This window comes from Streptomyces sp. NBRC 109706 (assembly GCF_000974485.1).
Classification (GTDB): domain Bacteria; phylum Actinomycetota; class Actinomycetes; order Streptomycetales; family Streptomycetaceae; genus Streptomyces.
Genome location: NZ_BBOM01000004.1, coordinates 1,136,586 through 1,161,736, shown reverse-complemented (window position 1 = coordinate 1,161,736; position 25,151 = coordinate 1,136,586). Strand labels below are relative to the sequence as shown.

Sequence of the window (25,151 nt, the reverse complement as noted above, 5' to 3'; positions counted from 1 at the left end):
CGGTGGCGGGCGCCTCAGGCGGACTGGTCGTCGCGCAACCGCTGGTACCAGTCGCGCAGTTCGTCGCCGCCGTTGCGGCGCCACTCCGCGACCGCGTCCTGGACGTCGCCGATCGAGCGGCGGCCCCGGACCACGTCGTCCTCCAGGTCCTCGAACTGGTCGTTGAGGTTGGTGAACTGGTCGGGCTCCTGGATCTGCCGGCCGTAGAAGATCGTCTCCCTGACGTACGGCATCTGCCGCTTCATCCAGCCCGTCCAGTCCTCGACCAGGGTGGGCACGTCGGAGGCGGCGACGAAGTGGCCGGGCGAGGCGATGAAGACATAGGTGTCGGGGACGACCTCCTCCTCGCCCTGCGGGGTGCGGATCCGCTGGTCGCCCTCGACGGTGTGGTGGACCCCCTCGACGCCGAAGGTGCGCAGCAGGTTCTCGCGGGTGCCGTAGGGCGCGGCGCAGAAGTTGGCGATCTCCAGGGCCTCGCGGACGCGTTCCTCGGGGAGGTTCTTGTTGACGAAGGTCCACAGGCTGGAGCCGTTGCCCGCGTAGAGGATCGGGTCCTCGCCGCCGACGCCGAAGTAGTCGAAGGCGTTCATCCGGAAGTCCGGGTTGGCCGAGCGCTGTTCGGTGAGGGTGTTGTGCCAGACGCCCTGGCCCTGGTTGAACATCAGCGACTCGCCCGAGGTGAAGCGGACCAGCGCGTCGCCCTGGTTGGCCACCCCGTCCGGGTGCACCACGCCGGCGTCGAAGAGGCGTCTGGTCCAGTCCAGGGCCTCCAGATAGGCATCGGTCTCGAAGCGGTTGACCAGGCGGCCGTCCACCTCCTCCCAGTACTGCGGCTTGTCGGGGAGCACGCCGTGGATGATGAACGAGGACCACTTCATGTCCTCGCAGGCCCAGACGCGGTTGCGGGCGGAGGTGATGTCCTGGCAGAAGGAGAGGAAGTCCTCGGCGCTGGTGGGCGGTGCCCAGCCGTTGGCCTCGAAGATGTCCTGGCGGTAGAAGGGGATCACGCCGCCGATGGGCGGGGCCGGCATCGGCAGGCCGCGCAACGCGCCGCCGAAGATCGACGACTCCCAGGCCGCGGTCGGCACGGCCGCGAGGTTGGGGTAGTCCAGCACCCGGTCGCCGGAGAGGAAGGGGCCGAGGTCGGCGAAGCGGCTGCTGATGGCGCGCGGTATCTGGCCCTGCAGCTCCCAGCCCGGCACGCAGACCAGGTCGGGGATGTCGCTGCCGGCGAGCACCGCGCCCAACTTCTCGCCATAGGTGTTGCCGTCCTGGGTCTGCCAGTTGATCCGCACCCCGATGGCCTCGTCCATCGCCGTCCAGTAGTCGTTCCCGGACGAGGGCGGGGTGCCCCACAGCGGGGTCATCACCCGGAACTCGCCGCCGGAGCCCTTGGGCTGGGGAACGGTGACGCCCATCTCGTCGGTGCCGATGAAGCTGGTGTAGCCGGGGCTCGAACCGTTCTCCGCCGGGATGTCCGGCTCGAAGGCCACCTCGGAGGCCTGGTACGTCGGGAGGATGCTCTCCAACTCGGTCTCCGCGATCCGGCCCTCGCCCCCGCCGCCGCCCGAGGCGCCGTCCGATGAGCAGGCGGTCAGCAGCGGGACCCCGCCGGCCGTGGCCGCGGCGGCCACCGCGGTGGAGGCGAGGAACCGTCTTCTGCTGGGTGCGGAGGGGGAGTTCGGCATGGCGGGAAACCCTTCCAAGGTTCGGCCGCTTCGGGACCCCGTGGAGGACTGTCTGGTCGAAGCGCTTCGATGTTGCGCCGAGGTTAAGACCCACCAGCGGGGTGCACAAGCCCTGGTTCAGAGAAAGTTGAGGCCGTGGGCGGCGCCCAGGAAAGCATGGAGACACATGATCCCGGACGGCGGCGCCCGTCTGGGACTTGACAGGGGACCGACGGAAAACCGAGCATCGAAGCGCTTCGAAAAACCAGGTCGCCGGGCTGCCCGCGCACCCTCGGGGCATCCGCCACCATCACCGTCTGGGGAGCCTCCCGTGACTGTCGAGCCACCGCCGTTCCGTGCCCCCGGGCTGACCGTCCCCGAGCGCGTCGCCGATCTGCTGGGTCGGCTGACCCTCGACGAACGGATCGCCCTGCTGCACCAGTTCGCGCCCGCCGTGCCCCGGCTCGGCCTGGCCGCGTTCCGCACCGGGCAGGAGGCGCTGCACGGGGTGGCCTGGATGGGCAGGGCCACCGTCTTCCCCCAGGCCGTGGGCCTGGGCGCGACCTGGAACCCGGAGCTGGTCCGGCGGGTCGGCGAGGCAGCCGGGCGCGAGGTGCGGGCGATGCGCGCCAGGGATCCGAGGGTCGGCCTCAACGTCTGGTCCCCCACCGTCAATCCGCTGCGGCATCCGCTGTGGGGCCGCAACGAGGAGGGCTACGCGGAGGACGCCGGGCTCACCGGGACGCTGGCCGCCGCCTACACCCGGGGGCTGGTCGGCGACCATCCGCGGTACTGGCGCACCGCCCCCGTCCTCAAGCACTGGCTGGCGCACAACCACGAGGTGGACCGGGACACGGCCAGCACCTCGCTGCGCGCCCGGGTGCTGCGCGAGTACGAGCTGCCGGCCTTCGCGGGCCCGGTGCGGGCCGGTGCGGCGGCCGGGGTGATGCCGGCGTACAACCTGGTCAACGGCCGGCCCAACCATCTCTCGCCGCTGCTCGACCTGTTGCGCGAGCTGACCGACCTCCCGCTGGTGGTCTGCTCCGACGCGGGCGCGCCGTCCAATATCGCCGGCTCGCAGGGCTATCTCCCGGACCACGCCAGCGGGTTGGCCGCTTCGCTGCGCGCCGGGGTCGACAGCTTCACCGACCACGGCGAGGACGCGGTCCCCACCGTGACCGCGCTGACCGAGGCGCTGGAGCGCGGCCTGCTGACCGAGGCGGACATCGACCGCGCGGCGACGCGGCTGCTGACCATGCGCTTCCGGCTGGGCGAGTTCGATCCCGAGGCGCACCCGTTCGACCGGGAGGCGGCCCATGACACGCCCGAGCACCGGGAGTTGGCGAGGCTGGCCGCCGAACAGGCCGTGGTGCTGCTGAAGAACGACGGGCTGCTGCCGCTGCCGGCGGGCCGTTCGGTCGCGGTGCTCGGCCCGCTGGCCGACGAGGTCAAGCTCGACTGGTACAGCGGCTCGCCGCCCTACCGGGTCAGCCCGGTGGACGGGCTGCGCGCCCATCCGGCGGTCGGCGCGGTCACCTTCGACGACGGCGCCGATCTGGTGCGGCTGCGCACCGAGGCGGGCTGGGTCGCCGTGCCGGCCGCCGCCGGCGACGCCGAAGGGCCTGACGAACAGGCCGCGTTGGACCCGGCGCTGCTGGCCGGGCGCACCGATCTGCCGCCGCTGACGGTGGGCGACGACGCCTCCGCCGGCGTCCTGCGGCTGATCGACTGGGGCGCCGGCGCGCTGACCCTGCGGGCGGCGGACGGGCGCTATCTGTCGGTCGCCGACGACGGCCTGGTGCGGGCCTCGGCGGAGCGTCCCGGCGGCTGGGTGGTGCGGGAGGTGTTCGAGCTGGCACCGCACGGGGCTGGTCACCTCCTGGTCCATCGGGCGAGCGGTCGTCCGGTGTCGGTCGCCGCCGACGGCCTGGAGGTTGCCGCCGAGGGCGAACCCGGCACGGTCTTCACGGTGGAGACGGTCCGCGACGGGCGCGCCGCGGTCGCCGAGGCGGCGCGGGCCGCCGATGTCGTGGTGCTGGTGCTGGGCAACGACCCGCATATCAACGGGCGGGAGACGGAGGACCGCGCCACGCTGCGGCTGCCGGAGCGGCAGGAGGCGCTCTGGCGCGCGGCCCACGAGGCCAACCCCGCGACGGTGCTGGTGCTCTCCTCGTCCTATCCGTACGCGGTGCCGGAGGCGGACGCCGCGCTGCCGGCGCTGCTGTGGACCGCGCACGGCGGACAGGAGGCGGGCACCGCGCTGGCCAGGGTGCTGTGCGGGGATGTCTCGCCGGCCGGCCGGCTGCCCCAGACGTGGTACGCCGACGACGCCGAACTGCCGCCCATCCGCGACTACGACCTCATCACCGCGCGCGCCACCTACCTCTACCACGACGGCGATCCGCTCTACCCGTTCGGCCACGGCCTCGGCTACACCTCGTTCGAGTACCACGGGCTCGCGGTGCGCGCGGAGGGCGAGACGCTGGTCGCCGAGGTGACGTTGAGCAACACCGGGCCCAGGGACGGCGACGAGGTGGTGCAGCTCTACGCGACGGCCGTCGATCCGGCGCTGCCCCGGCCGCACCGCTGGCTGGTCGGACACCAGCGGCTGACCCTGGCCGCCGGCGAACGGCGCCGGGTGCGGCTGACCGCCCCGCTGGACGAGGCGCTGGGCATGTGGGACGTGGCGCACTCCCGGTGGACGGTGCCGCCGGGCGACTACGAGCTGGCCGTCGGCGCCTCCAGCCGGGACCTTCGCCGGCGCGCCCCGTGGCGGGTCGCGGGGGAACCGCCGGCGCCTCGACCGGTGCGGGAACGGGGGCTGCTCGCGGCCGACTTCGACGAGATCGCCGGGGCCGAGCTGGTCGACGCCGGCCGCGTCTCGGGCGACGCGGTGGCCCCGGCCGACCCGGCGCGTCCGGCGGTGCTCCACTTCCGCGCCTGCGATCTGGGCGCCGGCGTCACCTCCGGCACGGTGCACGTGGCCGGCGTCGGCGGCGCGGCGGCCACCGTGGAGCTGGCGGACGCCGAGGCCGGCGTCCTGGCCACCTGGACGGTGCCGGACACCGGCGACCGCTACCGCTACGCGCCGGTCACCGTCGATCTGGCCCATCCCGTCGCCGGGGTGCGGGAGTTGCGGCTGACGCTGCGCGGCGGGGTGCGGGTGACGCGGATCGCGTTCGACTGAGCGGACGGCGTGGATTGCGGGCGCGGGCCCGCCACCGTCTAGGATCCGGCGCGATGGACGCCACGCACACATACGCCTTTCTGCTGCTGCCCTCGCACAACCGGGTCTACGCCCAGCAGTCGGCGCGGCTCGCCCGCGCCGAACTGCTGGTGATGAACGACACGGTGCTCGGGGGGCGGCTCGCCGACATCGCGGAGAGCACGCTGGGCGGCGTGCCGTATCTGACGTTCCGCGCCCCCCGACCGACCGAGGAGGATCTCGCCCACCTCGCCAACCTCTCCGGGCTCTACGCCCTCTTCGAGCGGGTCGGCGACACCCTGACCCCGGTGGAGGTGCGCCGGCTCGACCGGTTCCCCGACGATCTGCTCACCATCCAGAAGTACGTGGGCAAGACCAACGAGGACTTCACCAAGCTGCTGTTGAACGTCACCGCGCTGTCCTGTGCCCGTCCGGAGCGGCTGCTGACCGGCCGGCTGAGGGTGCTCGACCCGCTCTGCGGCCGGGGCACCACCCTCAACCAGGCGGTGATGTACGGCCTGGACGCGGCCGGTGTGGAGCGGGACGGCAAGAGCTTCGACGCGTACCAGAACTTCTTCCGGCAGTGGCTGCGCAACACCAGGATCAAGCACCGCGCCGAGAGCGGCCCGGTGCGCCGCAACCACCGCACGGTGGGCCGGCGGCTGACGGTGACCCTGGGCGCCGACAAGGAGAGCTACCGCAGGGGCGAGACCATCGAGGTCGACGCCGTGCAGGCGGACACCGTGGCCAGCGGGGACTTCTTCCGCGCCGCCTCCTTCGACCTGATCGTCACCGACACCCCCTACGGGGTGCAGCACGGCAGCCGCGCGCGCGACACCGCGGGCCCCGCGCTGTCGCGCAGCCCGCTGCCGCTGCTCACCGAGGCGCTGCCGGTGTGGAACCGGCTGCTGCGGCCGGGCGGGGCGATCGGCATCTCCTGGAACACTCAGGTGGCCGCCCGCGAGGAGCTGACGGCGGTGCTCGCCGCGCAGGGGCTCGTGGTGCGGGACAGCGAGCCCTATCTGGGCTTCGAACACCGGGTCGACCAGGCGATCGTCCGTGATCTGGTGGTGGCCGTGAAGCCGACGGGCGCCCGGGGCGTCTAGCTGTATTGCCCTTCGGGCGCCCTGTCGGCCGGGCCCTACAGGTCGAGTCCGGTGAGGACCATCACCCGCTCGTAGGTGTAGTCCTCCATGGCGTACTGGACGCCCTCCCGGCCCACCCCCGACTGCTTGACGCCGCCGTAGGGCATCTGGTCGGCCCGGTAGGACGGGACGTCGCCGATCACCACGCCGCCCACCTCCAACGCCCGGTGGGCGCGGAAGGCGGCCCGCAGGTCATGGGTGAAGACGCCGGCCTGGAGGCCGAAGGTGGAGTCGTTGGCGGCGGCGAAGGCGGCGGCCTCGCCGTCCACCCGGGTCACCGAGAGCACCGGGCCGAAGACCTCGTCGCAGGAGATCCGGGCGTCGCCGGGGACGTCCGCCAGCACGGTGGGGGCGAAGGCGGCGCCGTCCCTGGTGCCGCCGGCCAGCACCGAGGCGCCGCCGGCGACCGCCTCGTTCACCCACTCCTCGACCCGGCGGGCGGCGTCCTCGCTGACCAGCGGGCCGACCTCGGTGGCCGGATCCGACGGGTCACCGGTGACCAGTCCGTCGACTGCGGCGACCAGCCGGGGCAGCAGCCGGTCGTAGACCGAGGCGTCCGCGATCACCCGCTGCACCGAGATGCAGGACTGCCCGCCCTGGTAGTTGGAGAAGGTCGCGATCCGCTCGGCCGCCCAGTCCAGATCGGCGTCACCGGCCCAGTCCGCCAACACCACGGCGGCGCCGTTCCCGCCCAGCTCCAGGGTGACCCGCTTGCGCGGCACCGAGTCCCTGATCGACCAACCGACCGGCACCGAGCCGGTGAACGAGATCACCGGCAGCCTCGGATCGGCCACCAGCTCCGGCATCGCGTCGTTGGCCACCGGCAGCACGCTGACCGCGCCGGCCGGCAGCTCCGTCTCGGCCAGCAACTCGCCCAGCAGCAGCCCGGAGAGCGGGGTGGCCGGCGCCGGCTTGAGCACGATCGGCGCGCCGGCGGCGATCGCCGGGGCCACCTTGTGGGCGCAGAGGTTGAGCGGGAAGTTGAACGGGGCGATGCCCAGCACCGGGCCGTAGGGCACCCGCCGGGTCAGCGCCAGCCGGCCGGTGCCGCCGGCGTCGGCGTCCAGCCGCTGCGCGACGCCGCCGTTGAACCGGCGCGCCTCGTCGGACGCCCAGCGGAAGACCGAGAGACAGCGGGCCACCTCGACCCTGGCCCATTTGATCGGCTTGCCGTTCTCCGCCGAGATCAGCCGCGCCACCTCTTCCGAGCGCGCCTCAAGGGCGGCCCGAACCCGGTCCAGGGCCGCGGCCCTGATATGGGCCGGGGTGGCGGCGAACTCCTCGGCGACCGCGGCGGCGGCGGCCACCGCCTCCTCGGTCTGCGCGGCCGTGGGCACCGACACCACCCCCACGGTGCGGCCGTCCCACGGCGAGGTGACCTCCAGGGTGTGCTCGCCGTGCGCCGCGCGTCCGGCCAGCCAGAACGCCTGCGGGGATGTCGTTGTCGTCATCGCGGTCCGCCCTTCCAAAGCTCGGGAAACCAGCGGCGAACGGGGCGGCACGCCCCTCGCCCGCACCCACCGTAGGCGCTCGGCCGCCCCGACTTCTTGTCCGGTTTGTAGCGGCGCGGCGCGCCGACACTCCCCTTTGGCGGGAACCGGCGGCCGGCCTCAGCCCCTGGGGTAGCGCCGGGCGGCCACCCCGCTGGCCTTGAGCGCCAGCCACAGCTCCATCCGCAGATCCGGATCGTCCAGGGAGCGGCCCAGGATCTCCTCCACCCGCCGCATCCGGTAGCGCAACGTGTGCCGGTGCACGCCCAGATCGGCCGCCGCCGCGTCCCACTGTCCGTGCCGGGAGAGCCAGGCGCGCAACGAGGCCAACAGATCGCCGCGCCCGCTCTTGTCGTGCTCGCGCAGCGAACGCAGCATCCCGTCGGCGAAGGCCCGTACCGCGTCGTCGCCCAGCAGGGGCAGCACCGAACCGACCGCCACATCGTCGTGCTCCACCAGCGATCTGCCCCGCCGCCTGGCCACCAGCAGCGCCTCCCTGGCCTGTTGGTAGGCGGCGTCGACGCCGGCCAGGCCGGTCGGCGCCGACAGGCCGACCACCACCCCGTCGCCCGCCGTCGCCGCGTGGTCCAGGCAGGCCGCGACCGCGCCGCCGCCGTCGGCCAGCAGCAGCACCAGCCCCTCGCCGTCCGGCGCGGCCAGCACCGACTCGCCGGCGCGGGCCGCCGCGCCCTCTATCGCCTGCCCCAACGCGGTCAGCGCCGCCGGCTCGGCGCCCTCGACCGCCACCACCCGCAGCGGCGCGTCCAGCAGACCGCCGTACAGCTGTCCCGCCACCGCCCTGGCATGGTCCGGCTCACCGCTCAGCAACATCCGCAGCACGGCGCCGCCCAGCCGGGACTCCGCCAGCTGGTAGGCCAGCGAACGCTCCGTCACCAGCGTGAGCAGCGCCACCGCCGCCTGCACCGCGTAGCGGGCCGCGGTGCCGAGCGGCGCGGCGGTGCCGATCGCCAGCACCGCGCGGTCCCGCTGCCCGGTGCCGACCAGTTGCAGCTCGACCCGGTCGGCGCCGGCCGGACCGCCGTCCTCGACCGGCACCGAACAGACGGTACTGGCCGGCGCGGGACGGTCGCCCAACCGCCGCACCTCGTCGGCCAACCGCCCCGCCCGGCGGGCCGCCCATCCGGGAGCGACGGCCGTGACGGCGCCGGAGCGGTCGCAGAGCGCGGCCCAGCCGTCCACCTGGGCCGCCAGCCGCGCCAGCAGCGCCTGCGGCCCCTCGGGCGAGAGCGCCGCTCTGGTCAACTCCCGCTGCGCGGCGAACCCGGCCGTCACCGTGCGGTACTGCTCGGCGGCGATCGCGGCGGAGACCGCCTTGCTGATCGCGATGAACGGGGTGGGCCGCGGCACCTCCAGCAGCGGCAGCCCCACCTCGCGCACCGCCCGCAGCAACTCGGGGGTCACCTCGGGGTGGTTGACCCCGACACCGAAGCCGAGCCCCACCACCCCGGCGGCGGCCAGCCGCGCCACATAGCCGCGCATCGCCGCCAGATCGTCCACCGGAAGATTGAGCCCGATGGTCAACAACAGCTCGCCGCCGTCCAGAAAGGGCGTCGGATCGGTCATCTCACTGGTGTGCGCCCACCGCACCTCGGCGTCCAACCGATCCTCCCCGGCCCTGACCCTGAGCCGGAGCGCGCTGTGCTGCGTGAGGGCGGCGAGAGTGGGTCGCATATATCACCTAGGGCAGCGGGATCGACGTCCAAGGAACCGTATCGTGGCCGGTCATGGCGTCCCAGCGGCCCCCGCGACCGGAACGGCCGGTATCGGCCACCTCCCGGCGGCGGCCTCAGCCGAGCCGGAGCAGCACCGGCGGGGTGGGCTCCCCGTCCACCGAGGTCATCGACAGCACCGCGTGCCGGGGCGGCACCCGATGCGCCAGCTCCGACGCGGACCAGCGCTCCCGCTCCACCCGACGCACCGTCACCGAGTCCGTGGTGGTCTCCCGACCGGTGAACAGCTTCCGCACGCCGCGCACCGTCTTCCGCACGATGCCGCCGGTGCGGTCGGGCGTCCTGGTGATGTCCTGATCCTCCGTCCAGGCCGTGCCCCAGGCGCGGGCGAAGTGCTCGGCGTCCCAGGTGGTGAGCCCGGAGAACGCCATCCGACAGCCGACCGCGCCCAGCAGCCCGGCGCGCAGCTCGGCCGGTACGTCGTCCAGGGTGCGCAGCGCCAGCACCGCGCCGGCGTTGGCGCCGCGCAGCTGGGTGAGCCCGCGCACCGTGCCCGGGGTGACGGCGGCCGTCGCGTCGTCCAGCACCAGCACGGCGAAGAGCGAACGGTCGGGGCGGCTGGTGACCGAGGCGGCGAACTGGGCGAGCAGCAGCCGGGTGATGATCCGGCCGGCCTCCGCGTGCCCGGCGGCCGGAAGGTCGATCCGCACCCGCAGCGGATGGATGAGCGCGGCCAACGAGAAGGGCTCCGCCGGGGCCTCGTTCGAGAAGCCCGCCCGGTCCAGCACCGCCAACCGGTCGGCGAGCCGCCGGCCGAGGTCGTCGGGACGACGCGCCTGCCGCTGCCGGGAGTCCAACTCCCGCTGCTGGTCGTGCGCCCCGGCCAGCGCCAGGTCGTCGCGCAGCGTCGCCAGCAACGCCGGCGCGCCGTCCAGCATGGCCCGCAGCTCGGGCACCCCGGGCAGCCGGCCATAGGCCGCGTGGTACGGGCCGATCAGCTGGATCAGCACCGCGGCGGCCTCCCTGGTCTCCGCCTGGGTGCCGCCGAGCAGCGCCTCGGCGAGCAGCCCGGCCGCCTCGTCGGTGTCGGCGGCGCCGCCGTAGAGCGCCAACTGGTGGGTGCTGGACGGATCTCCCACCCGCACCAGCACGTCGAAGGCGTGGTCGGGGCCGAGGCCGCTGGCCGCCGTGCCCACCGCCACCACGGCGGCCTGCCCGGTCAGCGCGTGCAGGCACAGCGCCTCCACCACCGGGCGCACCACCCGCCCCGTCTTGCCGGCGCCCGGCGGACCGACGGCCAGCAACGAGGTGCCGAGCACGGCCGGATCGAGCGCGATGTCCACGCCCCGGTACTCGTAGGGGTTGCGCTCCTCGTCCACGCCCGAACCGATCCGCACCTGACGGGTGAGCAGATCGTGCCGGGCGGCGCGGACCGGCAGGTCCCGCTCGCCCGACGGATGCGGGAACGCGCCGGCACCGTGCCGCCGCACCGCCTCGTCGAACACCGGCAGCTCCGTCGGCCTGGCCCGCACCGTGCTCCACGCGTGCGCGATCCTGGCGTAGTCCAGATCGCTCATCGCCCCCTCCCGCACCTCGGCCAACAGCCGCTCGGCCGCCGCGTCGGCGCCCGCGTCGCGCAGTTCGGTGAAGTCCGTCAACCGCGCGATCGCGGCCCGCTCCTCGGCACTCCCCGGCGCACGGTCACGCGACAACAACGCCAACGGATACCGCCGCAGAACGGCCCACCACCCGCCGAGCCAGCCGAAGAGCAGCAGCAACAGGACGGTGTACAGCACGTAGTAGAGGTTGTAGACCACCACATACGCCGTGGTGTCCCCGTCCTCCCACATCGCATCCGGCACCACGGCGTTGAGGGGGCCGAGCCAGGATGTCCAGAGCCCGAAGCTGAGCCCGAACACCCAGCCGAAGCCGACCAGCGCCGCCACCGCACGGCGCGTCTTCCCGGACGGCTGCGGCTGGAGATCAGCACGCCCGCTCCAGTACCGCAGGAATACCGGCCGCCAGCGGTACCACACCTGGGAGAAGTTGCCCAGACGACCGAAGATCCAGACCAACATCACGTCGAACAGGACGTAGTAGGCCCAGATGACGGTCTCGACCACCGTCGCACCGGCCCGGGAGTCGAGCTGGATGGGGCGGCTCCACCGGATCCGGTCCAGGGGCCACATCCACAGGTCGATATACCCGTACCAGCACAACGACCAGACCAACAACCCCGTCAGAAACGCCAGGAGGGCGCCGCCGTGGAGTTCGCGGTCGCTGGGTTGGTCGGGGTCGTGGGGTGGTTTGACGATATGGCCGGCGCGCCAGACGCCGGGGCGGGTGGCGGGTCGGGGCAGGCGCAACCAGCGGGTCAGCGGCGGTACTTCGGCCGCCGGTGGCTGCTGGATCGCCGGTGGCGCACCGGGGGGCGGGGGAACCACGGGGGTCTGGTCCGCCGTCTCGTGGGGCATGCGCCTCGGCTTCGCTGTACCGTCGCTGTTCATTGGTCCCCCATGATGCCAACCGCCGTGCCTCGAACGTCGGTTGTCGTCACGTCGGAGGGGCCCGACCGATTCGGCGACCGTTCGTCCACGGCCAAATCTAGTGCAGCCGTCACCCTCCCGCGCCGCCCGTCGAACGGACGGTGTGAGGTGCGCGAACAGGTCCTCGAATATGCGGCGGGGCAAGTTGTACGAAAGCGTTCCCCTGGGACATCTGGTGCGCTACGTTCCTGGCTCATCCCCGAGTCAAGGAAATCCACGGGCGGAACGCCATGACACGCGCCATCTCCCTGCGAGACGTGACCAAGATCTACCCACGGGACGTGGTCGCCGTGGATCGCCTGTCCATGGACATCCGTCCCGGCGAGTTCGTGGTGCTGCTCGGTCCCTCCGGCTGCGGCAAGACAACGGTGTTGCGGATGATCGCGGGTCTGGAGGACATCACCTCGGGGGAACTGCTCTTCGACGGCGAGCTGTCCAACGCGGTACCGCCGGGTGAACGTCGGTTGGCGATGGTCTTCCAGCACTACGCCCTCTACCCGAACATGACAGGCCGCCAGAACATCGACTTCCCGCTGCGCATCGAGTCGCCGTCGCAGGACACCACCTCCCGGGTGCGGGAGGCGGCCCGGCTGCTGGGCATCGAGGACCTGCTGGACCGCTATCCCGGGCAGCTCTCCGGCGGCGAGCGCCAGCGGGTGGCGATGGGGCGTGCCATCGTCCGCCGGCCCTCCGCGTTCCTGTTGGACGAGCCGCTCTCCAACCTCGACGCGAAGCTCCGCACCCGGCTGCGGGCCGAGATCGCGACGCTGACCCGGCATCTCGGGGTGACCACGGTCTATGTGACGCACGACCAGGCCGAGGCGATGTCGCTCGGCGACCGGGTGGCCGTGATGCGCGACGGCGTGATCCAGCAGATGGACAGCGCCAGGGCGGTCTACCAGCGTCCGGAGAACGTCTTCGTGGCGGCGTTCGTCGGCACGCCGCGGATCAATCTGCTGCGGGCCACGGTGCACGCGCCGCTCGGCGGCCGGATGGGCATCGACTTCGGCACCCAACGTATCGAGTTGCCGCAGCCGTTGTCCGTGGACCACCAGATGCTGCGGGTGCAGATGGGGCGGGAGATCACGGTGGGGCTGCGCTCGGAGGCGGCCAGGATCGCCTCCCCGCAGGAGATGCGGCCCACCGAGGCGCTGCTCAACGGCGTGGTGCAGCATGTGGAGTTCCAGGGGCACGAGTCGCTGGTGCATGTGTCGACGGGGGCGCGTCCGGCGCGCGTCGAGGGGCTTGAGTCGCCGCGCCCGCCGGCCAAGCGGTCCCGGGTCGGGCGCCGTTCGCGGCTCGGCGGCGCCGGCGGTCTCGGGCGGCTGCTGGGCCGGCGGCGCATACCGGCCGGCAGCCCCCGGGAGCCGGCCGGGGCCGGTCAGCAGGAGGCGGAGGGACCGCCGGCCACCGCCGCCGGCCGGATCACGGACGGTCTGGTGGTGCGCATCCCCGCCGAGGCGCAGCCCCGGCTGGGCGAGCGGGTGCCGCTGCTGGTCGATCTGAACCAGATGTACGTCTTCGACGAGGACGGCCGGCGGATCTGCCCCGCCCCGCCGCACGACACCGTGTCGCGGCCCTGAGCGCACCCCGCGTGCCCGGCCGTCGGGGTGGCGGCACACCAGGTGCCGAAGTGGCCAAAACCGTGCCCCGTTGACTCCGTGGTGGCGCGTGCCCGGGGCGCTGGTCCGGCCCTAGCCTGCGAGGAAGTGCCCGACGCACCCCCTTCGCGACGAGGAGTCCACTCATGAGCGACACGAACGGAAGGGCCGGAGGTCCCGCTCTCCCCCAGGAGCGCAGGCTGGTCACCGAGATCCCGGGGCCCAGGTCCCAGGAGTTGATGGCGCGGAAGCTGGCCACGGTGGCCGCGGGTGTCGGCACCGTGATGCCGGTCTTCGCCGCCAGGGCCGGCGGCGGGATCGTCGAGGACGTGGACGGCAACCGGCTGATCGACTTCGGCTCGGGGATCGCCGTCACCTCGGTGGGCAACAGCGCCGAGGCCGTGGTGCGGCGCGCCACCGAACAGCTGGGGCGGTTCACCCACACCTGCGCGATGGTCACGCCCTACGAGGGCTATGTCGAGGTCTGCGAGGAGCTGGCCCGGCTCACCCCGGGCGACCACGCCAAGAAGTCGATCCTGCTGAACTCCGGCGCCGAGGCGGTGGAGAACGCGGTCAAGATCGCCCGGTACCACACCAAGCGGCAGGCGGTGGTGGTCTTCGAGCACGGCTACCACGGCCGCACCAACCTCACCATGGCGCTGACCGCCAAGGACATGCCGTACAAGCACGGCTTCGGCCCGTTCGCGCCGGAGATCTACCGGGTGCCGATGGCCTATCCCTACCGCTGGCTGACCGGGCCCGAGCGGTGCGCGGAGGAGGCGGCGGCGCAGGTGATCGAGCAGATCACCAAGCAGGTCGGCGCCGACAACACGGCGGCCGTCGTGGTGGAGCCGATCCTCGGCGAGGGCGGTTTCATCGTGCCGGCCCGTGGCTTCCTGCCGCGGATCGCCGAGTTCGCCCGAGAGCACGGGATCGTGCTGGTCGCGGACGAGATCCAGTCCGGTTTCTGTCGCACCGGACAGTGGTTCGCCTCCGAGGACGAGGGTCTGGTGCCCGATCTGATCACCACGGCCAAGGGCATCGCCGGCGGGCTGCCGCTGGCGGCGGTCACCGGCCGCGCCGAGATCATGGACGCCGCCCATGTGGGCGGTCTTGGCGGCACCTACGGCGGCAACCCGGTGGCCTGCGCGGCGGCGCTGGGCGCGATCGAGACCATGCGGGAGCTTGATCTGCCGGCCAGGGCGCGGCGGATCGAGGAGATCATGCTGCCGCGCCTGCGCGCGCTGGCCGAGCGGTTCCCGGTGATCGGCGATGTCAGGGGCCGGGGCGCCATGGTGGCGATCGAGTTGGTGCGGCCCGGCGGCAAGGAGCCCGACCCGGCGACCACCGCCGCCGTGGCGGCGCGCTGCCACCGGGCGGGCCTGCTGGTCCTGACCACCGGCACCTACGGCAATGTGGTGCGTTTCCTGCCGCCCCTGGTGATCGGCGAGGATCTGCTCGCCGAGGGCCTGGACATCCTGGAGAGCGCACTGGCCGGAAGCTGAGCGCCGCCGCGTGCCCCGCCCGCCGGTCACCCGTCGCCCGGTCACCCGCCGAGGTCGGGGCGGCGGGGCCCGGCCACGGTGGCGGCGGCCTCGTGCATCGCCAGTTCGAGGACGGCGGGGTCCGTCAGCACCCCGGAGCCGTCCGGCGGCACCAGCCAGTGGGCGGCGGGGACGATCCGGTCGGGGCGTGGCACCACGATCCAGGAGCCGCGTCCCGCCGCCCGCACCCCGGTGCCGAGCCAGCGTCCCGCGGTGCCGGCGGGGACGAAGAAGCCGACCCGCCCGTGCCGTCCGTCCGTCAGCACCGGCCCGGGGCGGTCGATGATCCGGCCCAGCACCTCCAGGGTGACCAGGCCCAACACCGGCGGCAGGATCAGCACGTCCCACAGCCGCCCGGCGGGTAGCAGCGCCACTCCCTGCGGTTGGCGCTCCCACTCCCAGCGACAGGTCGCCGGCCTGGGCGCCGCGGCGGCCAGCCACTCCAGCGCCGTCCTGGAGCCGTTCTCGTCTCGCATCCCGCGTCCCTTCTGCCCGCCGGCCCCGGAGGGGCCGGTCCTCTCCCTCTCCGGCTGAGAGGGCGGCGCGGGTGGATCGTTACGCCACTTCGGCGAGGTTCTGGCGCGGGCGGTCGGCGGGCGGGCGGTTCTCAGACGTCGAGGCTGGTGCCGGGCGGGTCCTCGTCCGTGTTCCGGTCGTCTCCCGGCGGCCCGTCCGGCTCGCCGTCGGCCGGAAGGGCCAACTGCCAGTAGGCGTACTCGTAGTCGGCGCCCGGCGCGTAGTCGATGCCCAGTTCCCTGACGTCGTTGCCGACGTCGACCCGGAAGACGACGCTGCGTTGCTCGCCGGGGGGCAGATCGCCCCCGTCGGCGGTGATCCGGTACACCAGATGCGACTCCAGCCGGGTGCCGTCCACCAGGGCCCGGATCGAGTCGTCGAAGACCTCGACGGACCCGTCCGAGCCGTTGGTCAGGTTGACGGTCAGCTCGACGGAGCCGTGGTCCTCCCGTCGGGGCTGGTCGATCCGGACGATGAGGCCGTCCTCGAAGACGACCTCGTCGCCCGCCTCCGCGAGGTAGTCGGAGCCGGCCGCGGACTCCACCCCGGTCGGCACGAGGACCCGGAGCACCAGGACCACGGTGAGCGCGATGCCTATGACCGCGCCGCCGACGCCCGTCCACAGCCCGCCGAGCGCGGCCGGGCGGTTGGTGGCGGCGCCGCGCTTGACCCGTCCGGCGCCTATCAGGCCGAAGGCCACGGCGAGAACGCCGAGGAAGACGGCCAACGGGCTGAGGAACACGGTCCAGCTGACGGAGGCGGCGACGACGCCCAGGATCAGCGCGGCCAGCCCCGTCCCGTTGCGGATCGGCGCCGGTGGCGGCGGCACGAAGCCGGGGTACGGCGGCGACGGGTAAACCGGGGGCGCCGGGTAGCCGCCGGGCGGCGGGGTGGCGCCGGAGGACCAGCCGGCGAACTGTCCCGGCACCGGCGTGCCGGGGGCGGTCGTCGGTCCGCCGGGCGGCGGGGTCGCCGGAGGCTCTTCCGCCGCTGGCCGAGTCGGATAGGCATGCTGTTCCTCGGGCACGGCACCTCCACATTCTGCGAGCCCTAACCCTACGGGCCCGCGGGCGCTCCGTAAGCCCCGCCTACCATGAGCGCAGGTCGAATCCGAGGAGGCGTCTTGTCCCAGCTGCCGGAACCCCCCGCCACCGGCGGTGATCTCGCCGCGTTTGTCGCCGGGCTGCCCAAGGCCGAGCTGCATGTGCACCATGTGGGCTCCGCCTCGCCCCGGATCGTCGCCGAGCTGGCCGCCCGGCACCCGGACTCGCCGGTGCCCAAGGACCCGGAGCGACTGGCCGAGTTCTTCACCTTCCGCGACTTCGCGCACTTCATCGAGGTCTATATCTCCGTGGTCAACCTGATCAAGACCCCGGAGGATGTGCGGCTGTTGACCTACGAGGTGGCCAGGGACATGGCCAGGCAGCGCATCCGCTACGCCGAACTGACCGTCACGCCCTACACGTTGGCGCTGCGCGGCATCCCCGACGAGGCGATCGTGGAAGCGATCGAGGACGCCAGGGTGACGGCGGAGCGGGATCTGGGCCTGGTGCTCCGCTGGTGCTTCGACATCCCCGGCGAGCTGGGCCTGCCGGCCGCCGACGGCACCCTGGCGTGTGCGCTGGGCCAACAGCCGGACGGCCTGGTCTCGTTCGGCCTCGGCGGCCCCGAGCAGGGGTGGCCGCGCGCCCTCTTCAAGCCGGTCTTCGACCAGGCGATCGCCGCGGGCCTGCGCAGCGTGCCGCACGCCGGCGAGACGACAGGGCCCGAGACCGTGTGGGACGCCCTGACCTCGCTGCGCGCCGAGCGGATCGGACACGGCATCAACTCCGCCCAGGACCCGGAGCTGCTGGCCCATCTGGCGCGCGAACAAATCCCGTTGGAGGTCTGCCCCACTTCCAACGTGGCGACGGGCGCCGTCTCGTCCCTGGCCGAGCACCCGCTGCCGCGTCTGGTCGAGGCGGGCGTGCCGGTGACGATCAACTCCGACGACCCGCCGATGTTCGGCACCGACCTGTGCCGGGAGTACCTGGTCGCGGCGCGGCTGTTGGACCTGGACGAGGCCGGCGTCGCCGACCTGGCCAGGAACGCGGTGGCCGCCTCGTTCCTCGACCCGGCCGGCAAGGCCCGGCTGACCGCCGAGATCGACGACCACCTCGCCACATGGGCGGGGTGATCACGGTCGCCCACCGGGGCGACCCCTACCGGGTCAGGGAGAACACCCTGCCCTCCTTCACCTCGGCCGCCGAAGCGGGCGCGGACTCCGTCGAGTTGGACGTGCGGACGACGGCGGACGGTGTGCCGGTGGTGCTGCACGACGCGACGCTCCGCCGGCTGTGGGGGCATGACGCGCCGGTCGCGGCGCTGTCCGCCGCCGAGGTCCGCCGGCTCACCGGCGGCGGAGTGCCCACGCTGGCCGAGGCGTTGGCGCACTGCGCCGATCTCGGCGTGCGGGTCCTGCTGGACCTGCCGGAACGTTCCCCCGAGCAGGCGCGTGGGGTGGTCGACGAGGTGCGGGCCACCGGTTCGACCGCCCGGGTCTGGTACTGCGGCGATCCGGGCGCGCTGCGCGCGGTGCGCCGCGCGGAGCCGGACGCGGAGATCGCCCTCACCTGGAAGCGGACGGGCGCGCCGCGCCCCTCGCTGCTCGCCGAGGTCCGGCCGCGCTGGCTCAACTACCCGCTGGGGCAGGTGAACCAGGCCCGGGTCCGCTGGACCCAGGACGCCGGCTACCAGGTCGCCGCCTGGACGGTCGACAGCCGCCGGACCATGCGCCGACTCCGCGATCTGGACGTCGCCGTGATCATGACCAACCGCATCGGCACCCTGCGCGCCGTCGCCGACGAACCCCACCGACGCCGCTGACCCCGCCCCCCGGCCCGGGGGCGGGGCGACTCCCCCCGGGCCCACGCACCCCACGATCGCCCCCGAACCCACCCGCCGCCCCGTCCGAACACCACCGGGCCACCGGGCCACCGGGCCACCGGGCCACCGGGCCACCGGGCCACCGGGCCACCGGGCCACCGGGCCACCGGGCCACCGGGCCACCGGGCCACCGGGCCACCGGGCCACCGGGCCACCGGGCCACCGGGCCACCGGGCCACCGGGCCACCGGGCCACCGGGCCACCGGGCCACCGGGCCACCGGGCCACCGGGCCACCGGGCCACCGGGCCACCGGAAAGGCAACGCTCCGGAGTCGCAACTCCGCAACCCCGCAAGCTCACAACTCCGCAACTCTGTAACCCGGCAACGCCGCCCAAGACCGCCCAAGGCCGCCCGCCCAGGGCGCCGGTCCGCGGGCGGCCCCGGGGGCCGCAGGCCCCCGGGCCGGCCGCGGTGGCTCAAGGCGAGCCGCCAAGGCTACAGCGAGGTCATCACATGCTTGACCCGCGTGTAGTCCTCCAGCCCGTACGCGGAGAGGTCCTTGCCATAGCCGGACTTCTTGAAGCCGCCGTGCGGCATCTCACCGACCAGCGGGATATGCGTGTTGATCCAGACGCAGCCGAAGTCCAGCGCCTTGGACATCCGCATGGCCCGCGCGTGGTCCCTGGTCCAGACCGACGAGGCCAGTCCGTACTCGACCCCGTTGGCGAACTCCACCGCCTGGGCCTCGTCGGTGAAGGACTGCACCGTGATCACCGGGCCGAAGACCTCGTTCTGCACGATCTCGTCGTCCTGGGCGCAGTTGACGACGACCGTGGGCGCGTAGAAGTAGCCGCGCTCGCCCACCCGGTGGCCGCCGGTGGTCACCTTGGCGTGGGCGGGCAGCCGCTCGACGAAGCCGCTGACCTTCGCCAGATGGTCGGCGTTGTTGAGCGGGCCGTAGGCGCAGTCGGGGTCGGCGACGTCGCCGGTGCGCACCACGGCGGCGGCCTCGGTGAGCGCCTGGACGAAGGCGTCGTAGCGGGAGGCGTGCACCAGGACCCGGGTGGCGGCCGTACAGTCCTGGCCGGCGTTGAAGAAGCCGGCGTCCCTGATGCCCTCGACGGCCGCCGACAGGTCGGCGTCCCCGAAGACCACGCAGGGCGCCTTGCCGCCCAGCTCCAGGTGGACCCGCTTGAGGTCGGCCGCCGCGCTGGTGGCGACCTCGGTGCCGGCGCGGACCGAGCCGGTGATGGAGACCATGGCCGGGGTGGGGTGCTCCACCATCAGCCGGCCGGTGTCCCGGTCGCCGCAGACCACGTTGAAGACGCCCTTGGGCAGGATCTCGCCGAGCAGGCCCGCCACATAGGAGAGGGACGCGGGGGTGGTGTCGGACGGCTTGAGGACGACGGTGTTGCCGGCGGCCAGCGCGGGGGCGAACTTCCAGACGGCCATCAGCAGCGGGTAGTTCCACGGCACCACCTGGGCGCAGACCCCGACGGGCTCCCGTCGCACGAAGGAGGTGAAACCCGCCAGGTACTCGCCGGCGGACTTGCCCTCCAGCATCCGGGCCGCGCCGGCGAAGAAGCGGATCTGCTCCAGCATCTGCGGCAGTTCCTCGCCCCTGGTCAGCTCCAGGGGCTTGCCGGTGTCGCGGCATTCGACGGCCAGCAGTTCGTCGGCGTTCCGCTCCAGCGCGTCGGCGATGCGCAGCAGTGCCAGCTGGCGGTCCGCCGGGGTGGCGTCCCGCCAGGCGGGGAAGGCCGCCTCGGCCGCGGCCATCGCCGCGTCCACGTCGGCGGTGCCGGAGAGCGGCGCCGTGGTGTACGGGGTGCCCGTGGTCGGGTCGACCACCTCGCTGACCCGCCCGTCGGCAGCCTCCCGGAACTCCCCGTCGATGTAGTTGCGCACGCGGCGCGGCTCGGTGCTCACGGAGCCCTCCTGCCTTCCCGGTCCGATGGATTGGAACGCTCACCCTATGCCCAGGGCCCCCGGGTACAACACCGCCACTGGCCATAGATCCGACGCCATGTGCGGCCCAATCCAGGAAAATCGCCACCGAAACATGGCCCCGGAGGAACTTCTTGCACCCGCTCCCCCGGCCCGTACACCGTCCGGAGGATTCTTCGCACCGGTGGTCGCGTCGCGTTCGGCTTCGGGGAAGGGGGTGTGTCAGCGTGCAGGGGTGCCGTGAACGGCCGGACGCCCTCCCGTTCGGCGGGCGGGGCGACGGCCGGCCAGTCCAGCGGAAGGTGCCCCATCCATGGCCCCACCCGACGACCACGTGCTCTGGGCGCGCGATCTGGAGTACGCCCACCGTGGCTCACCCGCCCTGCTCGGCGTGTCCCTGGGGGTGCGCCAGGGCGAGATCCTTGCCGTCGCCGGCCCGCGCGGGGCGGGGAAGACCACCCTGCTGTCCTGCCTGAGCGGCCAACTCCGCCCACAGGGTGGGGAGGTGTGGTTCAACGGGGTCCCGGTGCACGAGCTGTCCCCGACCTCGCGGGACCGGCTGCGCCGGGAGCGCTTCGGCTGGGTCGGGGAGAGCCCACAGCTGGTGCCCGAGCTGACCGCCTGGGAGAACGCCGCGCTGCCGCTGCTGCTGGCGGGCGTGCCGGGACGCCAGGCCCGTAAGACGGTCACCGAATGGCTCGACCGCCTCGATATCGCCGACTGCGCCAGGATCCGGCCCGCCGGGCTGCGCCAGGCGCAGCGCCAACGGGTCGCGCTGGCCCGGGCGTTGGCGCACAAGCCGGAGGTGCTTTTCGCCGACGAGCCCACCGCCCCGCTGCACCGGGCGGACCGGGCGCAGGTGCTGCGCACCCTGACCACGGCGGGCCGCACCCATGCCATCACGGTGGTGCTGGCCACCCACGACCCGGAGGTCGCGACCCTGGCGGATCGCACGCTCAGCCTGGTCGACGGCCACACCACCGCCGCCCCCGAAGCCGTCGAGGATGACGTCACATGCTCGCTCTCCGGCTAGCCCGAGGTTCCGACCCGGCGGCGCTCGCCCGTCGGCTGCTGCTCGCCTCGGCGGCGGCCGGCGTGGGGTTTCTGCTGCTCAGCGCCCTGGCGCGGGCCGCGGCTCATCCCGAGGACGGCCGGCTCGCCGGGCTGCGGCTGCTGTGGTGTCTGGTGCCGCTGGCCGCCACGGCGCAGTTGGCGGTGGCCGTGGCGAGGGCCGATCCGACGGCACGGCCCCGGTCGGGCCTGGACAGCGCGGGCCTCGGCCCGGCGCGCACCCCGGTGCTGGCCGCGATCTCCACGGCGGTGGCCGGGCTGTTGGGCAGCGCGTTGGCCCTGCTGCTCTTTCTGCATCTGCGCGGCGATCTGTCCGGGTTGCCGTTCGACGGGGCCGCGACCGGTCCGTTGAACGGTGGCGGTTCGCTGCCGCTGGGGGCCGCGTTGACGCTGCTGGCGGTGGCCCCGGCGACGGCGGCCGGCGCTTCCGCGCTCGGGCTGCGCGGCGCGACGGTGACCGCGATGCCGGCGCCGGCCGGACTGCCGTGGGGCACGGCGCTGATCGCCGGCGGTCTGGCGCTCGGCACGCTGGCCGGCGAGCCGACGGCCGAGGCGGCGGACGGTTGGCTGCCGCTGCCCGCCCCGTTGGACACCATGCCCTTCGGGGTGGTCGGCGGCTGGCTGCTGATCGCCGCCGGGGTGGTGCTGACCGGCCCTGGCCTTGTCTATCTGGCCGGGCAGGCGCTGGCCGCCTACCAGCCGGGGGCGCTGCGGCTGCTCGCCGGGCGCGGGTTGACGGAGGAGGCCAGACGGCTCGGTCGGCCGGTCGCGGCGCTCACCGTCACGGTGGCGGCCACGCTGGCCGCCGGCGACCTGGGCGCGCTCGGCGACTTCGGGCTCTTCGGGTCGCTGGGCCTGGCGGTGGTCGCGGCCGGCACGCTGGGCAGCGTGCTCACGGTGGCCGAGCAGATCAGGGTGGAACGCCGTCCGGCGACGACCGCCCTGACGCGGGTCGGCACCGGACGGCGGGCGCTGCGGCTGGTGGTCGCGGCGCGCTGCGCCGCGCTGGCGGCGGTCTTCGGGCCACTGGCCTGGCTCACCGCCGAACTGCTGACCCTGGCCGCGCGCCGCTGAGCCGACGCCGGCCCCCGGGCATGGGCGCCCGGGGGCCGGCCCGGCGTCACGCCCCGGGCAGGGCCAGGAACGGCGGGAACGGGGTGTCGGCGATGGTGCCCCTGCCGACCCGGACCGGCAGCACCGGGACGCCGACCACGCCGTCGGGCAGCGTCACCGTCGCCAGATAGTGCCCCGGCGGCACATGCGCGAAGCCGAACCAACCCGAGCCGTCGGCCCGGGCGACCCGCCGTTCGCCGCTGCCCAGCGGGATCAGCGTGACCTCGGCGCCGTCCAGCGCGGTGCCGTCCCGCAGCGCCAGCTCGCCGGTGACATGGCCGTCGGTCGGCGTGGACTTCCACGCCATGTCGGGCACCTCGGCGCGGTCGGCGAACGGCGCGTCGGCGCCGGTGGTCAACGCCTCGGCCAGCGCGGCGCGTTCGGCCTCGGGGGTGGAGTCGGGGACGTCGATGGAGGCGCTGGCGTAGGAGTAGCCGCTCCAGCCGGCGATCGTGTTGCCGGCCGCCGTCGGGGTCAGCGCCTCGCGGGCCTGCTGGACGCTGTCGGCCACCGAGTTGAGGTAGAGCGCGGGCCCGTTGACGGCCTGTCGGTCGCCCTGGGCGTCGGCCAGGAACTCCGACCACTCGCTGTACATGTCGGCCTGTTCGGGCTCCCAGTTCCGCTTGTAGTTCATGGCCACCACGGTGTCCATGATCCCCTCGTCCAGCCAGCCGTCCCAGTCCTGCAGGACCTCGCCATAGGTGCGGGTGTTCTCGAACCCGCCGACCGCGCTGGGGCCGTGGCCGTAGGTGATGGCGTCCATGGAGAGCCTGGCCTGCGGGTTCTCCTCCCAGATGCCCAGGTAGAGGCGGCGCACCAGGCCGGTGACCTGGTCCCGGCGCCAGTCCGACCACTGCTCGTCGGCCGGCTCGGGCACGTCGTCCCGGCCGGTGGCGTGCTGGAACCTGGCGACGGAGACGTCGTTGTAGCCCCAGTCGCTGTGGGTGGTCTCCGAGCTGCCGTCGGGGTAGCGGACGTAGTCCAGGTTGATCCCGTCGACGTCGTACTCGCGGACGATGCTGCGCACCGCGGACTCGATGTAGTCGACGGCCGCCGGGTGGCCCGGGTCGATATAGACGTTGGCGCCGACCAGTTCGGTGCCGTCCGCCTTCTTGTTGAGCCAGCGCTCGGCGCCCTCGGCCGTCGGGCCGTGCTGGTTGTAGACGTGGTCGGGCGAGGTGGGCGGAGTGGCGCTGTTCCAGAGGGTGTTGACGTTCACCCAGGCGTGCACCTCAAGGCCGGCCGCGTGCGCCTGCTCGATCACCTCGTCCAGCGGGTCGTAGGGCGCGGGGTCGATGGCGGCGTCGGTGCGCGGGTAGAGGGCGCGGTTGCAGAAGCAGTCGTAGCGGCGGGCGGTCTGCACGATCAGGGCGTTGGCGTTGACCGCCTGTGCGTCCTCGATCAGCGTGCTGACCTGGTCGGGGCTGTAGATGCCGGCGTTGAAGGCGTCGACCCAGTAGCTGCGCCACTGTTCGGGCGGCGCCTGGTCGGCCTGGGCCGGGGCGGCGACCACGGCGCCGCCGAACAGCAGGCTGAGACAGGCGAGAAGGGTGAGCAGGGTCCGTCTCATAGGGGGATCTCCAGGAGAGTGTGACGACTGCTGCGACAATTTACTTCGCCGTCGTCACCCCGTACAGACGAAAACTTTCACCTTCTCAGGAACTTTCTAGCGTGCCCCGCCCGGCAGTTGAGCGTCCGTCGGCTCCCCGTCCCGGCGCGGGGGCAGCACCACCACCTCGTCGGGATCGAAGGAGAGCCCCACCCGCTCCCCCTCCTCGGGGGCGGCGCGCAGCGGACAGGATGCCTCCACCAGGGGCCCGGACGGCTCGGGGCGGATCAGCAACAGCACATGGTCGCCGCGGAAGGTGCGCGCGTGCACGGTGCCGGTGAGGGCGCTCTCCTCGGCCGGTGTCAGCCGGACCCCCGAGGGCCGCACCAGCACCTCGCGCGGCCCCCGGCCCGTGTCGGCCGGCACCGGCAGCGGGCCCCACGGCGAGGCGGCGGTTCCGTCGCCGACGGTGGTCTCGACCACATTGCGGAAGCCGAGGAACCGCGCCACAAAGGCGTCCGCGGGGCGGCGCCACACCTCGACCGGGGTGCCGACCTGCACCACCCGCCCGTCCCGCATCACCACCACCCGGTCGGCGAGCGCGAACGCCTCGCCCTGGTCATGGGTGACGGCCAGCACCGTGGTGCCCAACCGGCCGAACAGCTCGCGCAGTTCCAGCACCAGCCGCTCCCGCAGATCGCGGTCCAGCTGGCCCAGCGGCTCGTCCAACATCAACAGCCTGGGATCGGGCGCCAACGCCCGGGCCAGCGCCACCCGTTGCTGCTCCCCGCCGGAGAGCGTGGCCACCGCGCGGCGGCCGGCGCCCGGCAGGCCGACCAGCTCCAGCAGTTCGGCGACCCGACGCGCCGTCTCGGCCTTCCCGCTGCCCCGCATCCGCGGGCCGAACGCGATGTTGCCGGCCACATCGCGCTGCGGGAACAACTGGTGGTCCTGGAACATCAGCCCGAGCCCCCGCCGGTGCGCCGGCACCCCCGCCTGGTCGCGGCCGGCCAGCCGAACGGTGCCGCCGGCCACCGGAATCAGCCCCGCGACCGCCCGCAACAGCGTGGACTTGCCGCTGCCGCTCGGCCCCAGCACACAGACCGTCTCACCCTCGGCCACCCCGAGGTCCACCGAGCGCAGCGCGGCGCGCTCACCGTAGCGGACGCTCACCCCGTCGAGTTCCAGCAGACTCACAAC

The 25,151-nt window shown here is 73.6% G+C and carries 17 protein-coding genes; 8 read left to right on the top strand and 9 right to left on the bottom strand.

The window, feature by feature from the left end; genetic code table 11:
- Positions 1–14: 14 nt before the first annotated feature.
- The gene (locus AOM46_RS04845; RefSeq protein ID WP_062206027.1) at positions 15–1,688 is read right to left on the bottom strand and encodes an extracellular solute-binding protein; all 1,674 of its coding nucleotides are present in this window, start codon (positions 1,686–1,688) and stop codon (positions 15–17) included.
- Positions 1,689–1,998: 310 nt separating this feature from the next.
- Here AOM46_RS04845 and AOM46_RS04840 point away from each other — a divergent pair, with 310 nt between their 5' ends.
- Positions 1,999–4,854, top strand: coding sequence for a glycoside hydrolase family 3 C-terminal domain-containing protein (locus AOM46_RS04840; protein WP_062206018.1), 2,856 nt, complete (start codon positions 1,999–2,001; stop codon positions 4,852–4,854).
- A gap of 53 nt (positions 4,855–4,907) precedes the next feature.
- Positions 4,908–5,978: a TRM11 family methyltransferase gene (locus AOM46_RS04835; RefSeq protein ID WP_062206015.1), complete on the top strand. Its 1,071-nt coding sequence runs from the start codon at positions 4,908–4,910 to the stop codon at positions 5,976–5,978.
- 35 nt (positions 5,979–6,013) lie between these two features.
- Here the strand turns inward: AOM46_RS04835 and AOM46_RS04830 are convergent, their stop codons facing one another.
- The 3 genes from AOM46_RS04830 to AOM46_RS04820 all read right to left on the bottom strand — a co-directional run bounded on the left by AOM46_RS04830 (position 6,014) and on the right by AOM46_RS04820 (position 11,672).
- Complete coding sequence (locus tag AOM46_RS04830; RefSeq protein ID WP_062206013.1) at positions 6,014–7,468, bottom strand: aldehyde dehydrogenase family protein; 1,455 nt, start codon at positions 7,466–7,468, stop codon at positions 6,014–6,016.
- 159 nt (positions 7,469–7,627) lie between these two features.
- Positions 7,628–9,199, bottom strand: coding sequence for a PucR family transcriptional regulator ligand-binding domain-containing protein (locus AOM46_RS04825; RefSeq protein WP_062206010.1), 1,572 nt, complete (start codon positions 9,197–9,199; stop codon positions 7,628–7,630).
- Between the two features lie 115 nt (positions 9,200–9,314).
- A complete protein-coding gene (locus AOM46_RS04820) occupies positions 9,315–11,672 on the bottom strand; it encodes an ATP-binding protein (protein ID WP_234313625.1) in 2,358 nt (785 codons plus the stop codon).
- 302 nt (positions 11,673–11,974) lie between these two features.
- Between AOM46_RS04820 and AOM46_RS04815 the strand changes: the two genes are divergently transcribed.
- Positions 11,975–13,327: an ABC transporter ATP-binding protein gene (locus AOM46_RS04815; protein ID WP_062206007.1), complete on the top strand. Its 1,353-nt coding sequence runs from the start codon at positions 11,975–11,977 to the stop codon at positions 13,325–13,327.
- A gap of 164 nt (positions 13,328–13,491) precedes the next feature.
- Positions 13,492–14,850: a 4-aminobutyrate--2-oxoglutarate transaminase gene (gabT, locus tag AOM46_RS04810; protein WP_062206004.1), complete on the top strand. Its 1,359-nt coding sequence runs from the start codon at positions 13,492–13,494 to the stop codon at positions 14,848–14,850.
- A gap of 41 nt (positions 14,851–14,891) precedes the next feature.
- On the opposite strand, the gene AOM46_RS04805 is transcribed toward gabT, so the two are convergent.
- Positions 14,892–15,365: a hypothetical protein gene (locus AOM46_RS04805; protein ID WP_062206001.1), complete on the bottom strand. Its 474-nt coding sequence runs from the start codon at positions 15,363–15,365 to the stop codon at positions 14,892–14,894.
- Positions 15,366–15,496: 131 nt separating this feature from the next.
- The gene (locus tag AOM46_RS04800; protein WP_158920241.1) at positions 15,497–16,432 is read right to left on the bottom strand and encodes a hypothetical protein; all 936 of its coding nucleotides are present in this window, start codon (positions 16,430–16,432) and stop codon (positions 15,497–15,499) included.
- A 66-nt stretch (positions 16,433–16,498) separates the two neighbouring features.
- Between AOM46_RS04800 and AOM46_RS04795 the strand changes: the two genes are divergently transcribed.
- Together AOM46_RS04795 and AOM46_RS04790 are read left to right on the top strand one after the other, a co-directional pair.
- A complete protein-coding gene (locus tag AOM46_RS04795) occupies positions 16,499–17,581 on the top strand; it encodes an adenosine deaminase (protein WP_078856463.1) in 1,083 nt (360 codons plus the stop codon).
- Positions 17,569–18,270: a glycerophosphodiester phosphodiesterase gene (locus AOM46_RS04790; RefSeq protein WP_062205995.1), complete on the top strand. Its 702-nt coding sequence runs from the start codon at positions 17,569–17,571 to the stop codon at positions 18,268–18,270. The genes AOM46_RS04795 and AOM46_RS04790 overlap by 13 nt, the downstream gene beginning before the upstream one ends.
- Positions 18,271–18,766: 496 nt before the next feature.
- On the opposite strand, the gene AOM46_RS04785 is transcribed toward AOM46_RS04790, so the two are convergent.
- Positions 18,767–20,200: a gamma-aminobutyraldehyde dehydrogenase gene (locus AOM46_RS04785; protein ID WP_062205992.1), complete on the bottom strand. Its 1,434-nt coding sequence runs from the start codon at positions 20,198–20,200 to the stop codon at positions 18,767–18,769.
- A gap of 331 nt (positions 20,201–20,531) precedes the next feature.
- On the opposite strand from AOM46_RS04785, the gene AOM46_RS04780 reads away from it, so the two are divergent.
- On the top strand, positions 20,532–21,251 hold the full coding sequence (locus AOM46_RS04780) for an ABC transporter ATP-binding protein (RefSeq protein WP_062205989.1): 720 nt from the start codon (positions 20,532–20,534) through the stop codon (positions 21,249–21,251).
- Positions 21,233–22,363: a hypothetical protein gene (locus AOM46_RS04775; protein WP_062205985.1), complete on the top strand. Its 1,131-nt coding sequence runs from the start codon at positions 21,233–21,235 to the stop codon at positions 22,361–22,363. The genes AOM46_RS04780 and AOM46_RS04775 overlap by 19 nt, the downstream gene beginning before the upstream one ends.
- Positions 22,364–22,409: 46 nt before the next feature.
- On the opposite strand, the gene AOM46_RS04770 is transcribed toward AOM46_RS04775, so the two are convergent.
- On the bottom strand, positions 22,410–23,972 hold the full coding sequence (locus AOM46_RS04770) for a family 10 glycosylhydrolase (RefSeq protein ID WP_062205983.1): 1,563 nt from the start codon (positions 23,970–23,972) through the stop codon (positions 22,410–22,412).
- A gap of 96 nt (positions 23,973–24,068) precedes the next feature.
- On the bottom strand, positions 24,069–25,148 hold the full coding sequence (locus tag AOM46_RS04765) for an ABC transporter ATP-binding protein (RefSeq protein WP_370592633.1): 1,080 nt from the start codon (positions 25,146–25,148) through the stop codon (positions 24,069–24,071).
- Between the last annotated feature and the right edge of the window lie 3 nt (positions 25,149–25,151).

Excerpts from the sequence above, each read along its gene's own strand:
- AOM46_RS04845 (WP_062206027.1), bottom strand. The coding sequence starts at position 1,688 with ATGCCGAACTCCCCCTCCGCACCCAGCAGAAGACGGTTCCTCGCCTCC.
- AOM46_RS04835 (WP_062206015.1), top strand. The coding sequence starts at position 4,908 with ATGGACGCCACGCACACATACGCCTTTCTGCTGCTGCCCTCGCACAAC.
- AOM46_RS04830 (WP_062206013.1), bottom strand. The coding sequence starts at position 7,468 with ATGACGACAACGACATCCCCGCAGGCGTTCTGGCTGGCCGGACGCGCG.
- AOM46_RS04825 (WP_062206010.1), bottom strand. The coding sequence starts at position 9,199 with ATGCGACCCACTCTCGCCGCCCTCACGCAGCACAGCGCGCTCCGGCTC.
- AOM46_RS04820 (WP_234313625.1), bottom strand. The coding sequence starts at position 11,672 with ATGCCCCACGAGACGGCGGACCAGACCCCCGTGGTTCCCCCGCCCCCC.
- AOM46_RS04815 (WP_062206007.1), top strand. The coding sequence starts at position 11,975 with ATGACACGCGCCATCTCCCTGCGAGACGTGACCAAGATCTACCCACGG.
- gabT (WP_062206004.1), top strand. The coding sequence starts at position 13,492 with ATGAGCGACACGAACGGAAGGGCCGGAGGTCCCGCTCTCCCCCAGGAG.
- AOM46_RS04805 (WP_062206001.1), bottom strand. The coding sequence starts at position 15,365 with ATGCGAGACGAGAACGGCTCCAGGACGGCGCTGGAGTGGCTGGCCGCC.
- AOM46_RS04795 (WP_078856463.1), top strand. The coding sequence starts at position 16,499 with ATGAGCGCAGGTCGAATCCGAGGAGGCGTCTTGTCCCAGCTGCCGGAA.
- AOM46_RS04790 (WP_062205995.1), top strand. The coding sequence starts at position 17,569 with ATGGGCGGGGTGATCACGGTCGCCCACCGGGGCGACCCCTACCGGGTC.
- AOM46_RS04780 (WP_062205989.1), top strand. The coding sequence starts at position 20,532 with ATGGCCCCACCCGACGACCACGTGCTCTGGGCGCGCGATCTGGAGTAC.
- AOM46_RS04775 (WP_062205985.1), top strand. The coding sequence starts at position 21,233 with ATGCTCGCTCTCCGGCTAGCCCGAGGTTCCGACCCGGCGGCGCTCGCC.
- AOM46_RS04770 (WP_062205983.1), bottom strand. The coding sequence starts at position 23,972 with ATGAGACGGACCCTGCTCACCCTTCTCGCCTGTCTCAGCCTGCTGTTC.